General features: G+C 35.1%; 4 protein-coding genes. All 4 read right to left on the bottom strand.

The window, feature by feature from the left end; all coding sequences use genetic code 11:
* Window positions 1–452: 452 nt before the first annotated feature.
* The gene (locus tag VLC96_RS02840) at window positions 453–1262 is read right to left on the bottom strand and encodes a class I SAM-dependent methyltransferase (RefSeq protein ID WP_325260542.1); all 810 of its coding nucleotides are present in this window, start codon (window positions 1260–1262) and stop codon (window positions 453–455) included.
* Between the two features lie 69 nt (window positions 1263–1331).
* Window positions 1332–1988: a CoA transferase subunit B gene (locus VLC96_RS02835; RefSeq protein WP_325260541.1), complete on the bottom strand. Its 657-nt coding sequence runs from the start codon at window positions 1986–1988 to the stop codon at window positions 1332–1334.
* Window positions 1989–2074: 86 nt separating this feature from the next.
* Window positions 2075–2773 carry a CoA transferase subunit A gene (locus VLC96_RS02830; protein WP_325260540.1) on the bottom strand — a complete coding sequence of 233 codons (699 nt, stop codon included), beginning with the start codon at window positions 2771–2773 and terminating at the stop codon, window positions 2075–2077.
* Between the two features lie 429 nt (window positions 2774–3202).
* A partial coding sequence (locus VLC96_RS02825; RefSeq protein ID WP_325260539.1) for a hypothetical protein occupies window positions 3203–3434 on the bottom strand: 232 nt, incomplete at its 5' end.

Raw genomic sequence — 3434 nt, 5'->3', positions numbered from 1 at the left:
CATTATACCAAATGAAAACAGAAATGCTACTAATATTAAAACATAATTTTTCATAGTTTTGTTGTTTGTTTGTTTCTAACAAATATAAATAAAAAATTAAAAATATTACAAATAATGACCTAAAACCCAAATAGTTACGATTAAAAGCAAATTTATCCGACAAAACGCAGAAAATTGATTTTTATGCATATTTATCATCCAAAAAATCTTATAATTTGTTTTTGTAGCTATAACGTCTTGGTACTACAACGGGTTTGGGGTTAAATTAAGCCCTATTTCGGATTTGCCAAATCATCCCAAATACAAAACCATTTTTCCATTAAGCCCAATGCCCAAATCCGTTGTAGTGGCTGTTATGAGCTGGTTGTTTCTAGTAAGTATTACTGATTGTTAATCGATTCTCAGCCTATTTTTGGCCGACTAAAATTCCCTAATTCGTGCCTGAATTTCAGCTATCTGTTAGCAACAGGCATTTTTCCTCTAACTTCATTTAGTTTCATTGTCATGGAAATCGCTTCTTTTTCTATCCATTCATTGTATTCCTCAATAGCTTGTAGTCTATATTCATTTTCTATATAGCCTTCTTCTACTATTTGATTTAAGCCCAACGCTACTTTTGACCATATTCCAACATTATACTCGAAATTTTCATTTTCTCTTTCATAATGCTCATTTGAATTCAGTACTTCTATTGAACTAAAACCAACTTCATTCATCATATCTGATAAATCATCAGCAATCTTATTATTCATCCCTGCATTTTTCCTCCATTCTAGAAATATTTTGTAGTAGTCTTGCATTGATTTCGGTGGTAATGGTTTCCAATCTAATGCCTGATGATTATAATCTAGTATTGATATTTGTCCATTGGGTTTTAATAATTCTTTCATTTTCAATAAAGCTTCTTTTGGTGTAGTTAGCCATTGTAAAACTCGTGCAGATATTATTAAGTCGAATTTTTCCTCTGACTGAAAGTCAAATAAATCTGAATGAATTAAATCTAAATTTTTAATTTCCCCATAGTTTTTTTTCCCACTTTCGATAAATTTTTCCGTGTTGTCAATTCCAATTACTCTTCCTTTTTCCCCTACAATTTTAGCAATATCTTTAGAAATAGCACCAGTACCGCACCCGACATCTAATATTATCATTCCTTTTTTTAGAATTGGTTTCAATGTTCTGTAATCATATTCTAAACTTCTATTATCATACATTTCCGTCGCTCCCTTTTCTTCTCTTTCTATGTGTTTGTTTTCTTTCATGTGTTTTGTTTGATTTTTTATGTTTGTTGCTAAAGTGCAGTATTTCTTCAACTAGCTCATAACAGCTTACTAAATCAGCATTTCCGGAATATTTCCTTCAATAATTAAGTTTGCTTCTGTTGAAGCTATAATGTGTTCTACTGTAATTCCGGGAGCACGTTCTAATAATTTAAAGCCTTGTGGCGTAATTTCCAAAACAGCTAATTCGGTTACTACTTTTTTCACACATCCTACACCTGTTAAGGGCAAAGTGCATTTTTTCAATATTTTGGATTCGCCAGCTTTGTTAACGTGCATCATTGCCACAATAATATTTTCGGCCGAAGCTACCAAATCCATTGCGCCACCCATTCCTTTGACCATTTTTCCGGGTATTTTCCAGTTGGCGATATCTCCGTTTTCTGAAACTTCCATGGCACCGAGAACAGTTAAATCAACTTTTTGGCTTCTAATCATTCCGAAACTAAAAGCCGAATCAAAAAAACTCGCTCCTGGTAATGTTGTGATGGTTTGTTTTCCTGCATTAATAATGTCGGCATCTTCTTCGCCCTCGTAAGGGAAAGGTCCCATGCCCAGAACACCATTTTCGCTTTGTATTTCAACATTTATTCCATTGGGAATATAATTGGCTACCAAAGTCGGAATTCCGATTCCTAAATTGACGTAATAGCCGTCTTTAAGTTCCTGTGCAATTCGTTTAGCGATTCCTATCTTATCTAATCCCATTTGTTAAATGATTCTATTTGTTAATTAGAAAATTAGATAATGTGTTCCAGGTGGTAGTTTTATCATCTAATTTCCTCATTTTCTAATTATCTAATTCTTATAGTACGCTGTTCAATCCTTTTTTCATAAACATTCCCCTGAAAAATACGTTGTATCATTATTCCTGGAATATGAATTTGATTTGGATCTAAAGTTCCGACTGGAACAAGTTCTTCAACCTCGGCGATGGTGATTTTACCAGCACCAGCCATGCATCCATTGAAGTTTCGCGCTGTTCCTTTGAAGATTAGATTTCCGGCTTCGTCGCCTTTCCATGCTTTTACAATAGCGAAATCAGCTTTGAAGGCATGTTCCATGATGTGCATTTTACCGTTAAATTCGCGAACTTCTTTTCCTTCGGCTACTTCGGTACCATATCCAGCTGGAGTAAAGAATGCAGGGATTCCTGCTTGAGCAGCACGACATCTTTCGGCCAAAGTTCCTTGAGGCACAAGTTCTACTTGGAGTTCGCCCGAAAGCATTTGACGTTCGAATTCGGCATTTTCGCCTACGTAGGACGAAATCATTTTTTTGATTTGCTTCTTTTGCAAAAGCAAACCGAGTCCAAAATCATCTACACCGGCATTATTGGAGATGCAGGTCAAATTGTGAGTTTCTTTTTTGACTAATTCGGCTATGGAGTTTTCGGGTATGCCGCATAATCCAAAACCACCAAACATAATTGTCATTCCGTTTTCTACTCCTTGAAGTGCTTCCTGAACGGTATTTACTTTTTTGTTAATCATAAATAAAGTTAAAACTACATGGATTTAGTTTGTACTGTAAATTTAATAAAAATAACTGGTATTACTCGTAAACTTGTCATCCGTAGGAATCTCACGTTAGTTACTCACGTTACAGAGATTCCTACGGAATGACAAGTTTGAGGATTATTGGAATGTTGAAAACGTCATTGGTAGAAAAGACAAAACTTAACTTAATGACACTACCCTTGTGTCTTCGTTTTTCAGAATGACAACTTTTGGTATATCAAAATGAACTTTAACTTGAATTATAACAAATTGAACTATCAGGTTTTGCGTGAGGGATAGAAGCAAACTACCGAAGTAGTGCGGATAGCCCGACAGCAATAGAAAAAGGAGCCGAATAAGCGTGCTACATTGGGCTCCTTTTTCTAGTGGTGTCACGCCCTAATGATTATTTTAGAACATGGTTTACAATGAAAACTCTTCGGTATCTTGTTCTGGAACTGCGGTTGAGTCTTGAACTACGGCTTTTCTTGGTGTATAACAATCTACTTTTATTGAAAGATTCGCAGGTCGTTCAAATGATTCTTTAGATATTGTTAAGCCTTTGTCATCATAACATTTCTTCATGAAATAACCCCAAATTGGCAATGCCATTGCGGCTCCTTGTCCATAAGTAAGACTTTTGAAATGTGCCGAA

Origin of the sequence: Flavobacterium sp. (assembly GCF_035456085.1) — a bacterium.
Lineage (GTDB): Bacteria > Bacteroidota > Bacteroidia > Flavobacteriales > Flavobacteriaceae > Flavobacterium.
Note: the sequence above shows the minus strand (reverse complement) of the source record. Positions and strands in the feature narration are given on the sequence as shown.

Excerpts from the sequence above, each read along its gene's own strand:
- VLC96_RS02840 (WP_325260542.1), bottom strand. The coding sequence starts at position 1,262 with ATGAAAGAAAACAAACACATAGAAAGAGAAGAAAAGGGAGCGACGGAA.
- VLC96_RS02835 (WP_325260541.1), bottom strand. The coding sequence starts at position 1,988 with ATGGGATTAGATAAGATAGGAATCGCTAAACGAATTGCACAGGAACTT.
- VLC96_RS02830 (WP_325260540.1), bottom strand. The coding sequence starts at position 2,773 with ATGATTAACAAAAAAGTAAATACCGTTCAGGAAGCACTTCAAGGAGTA.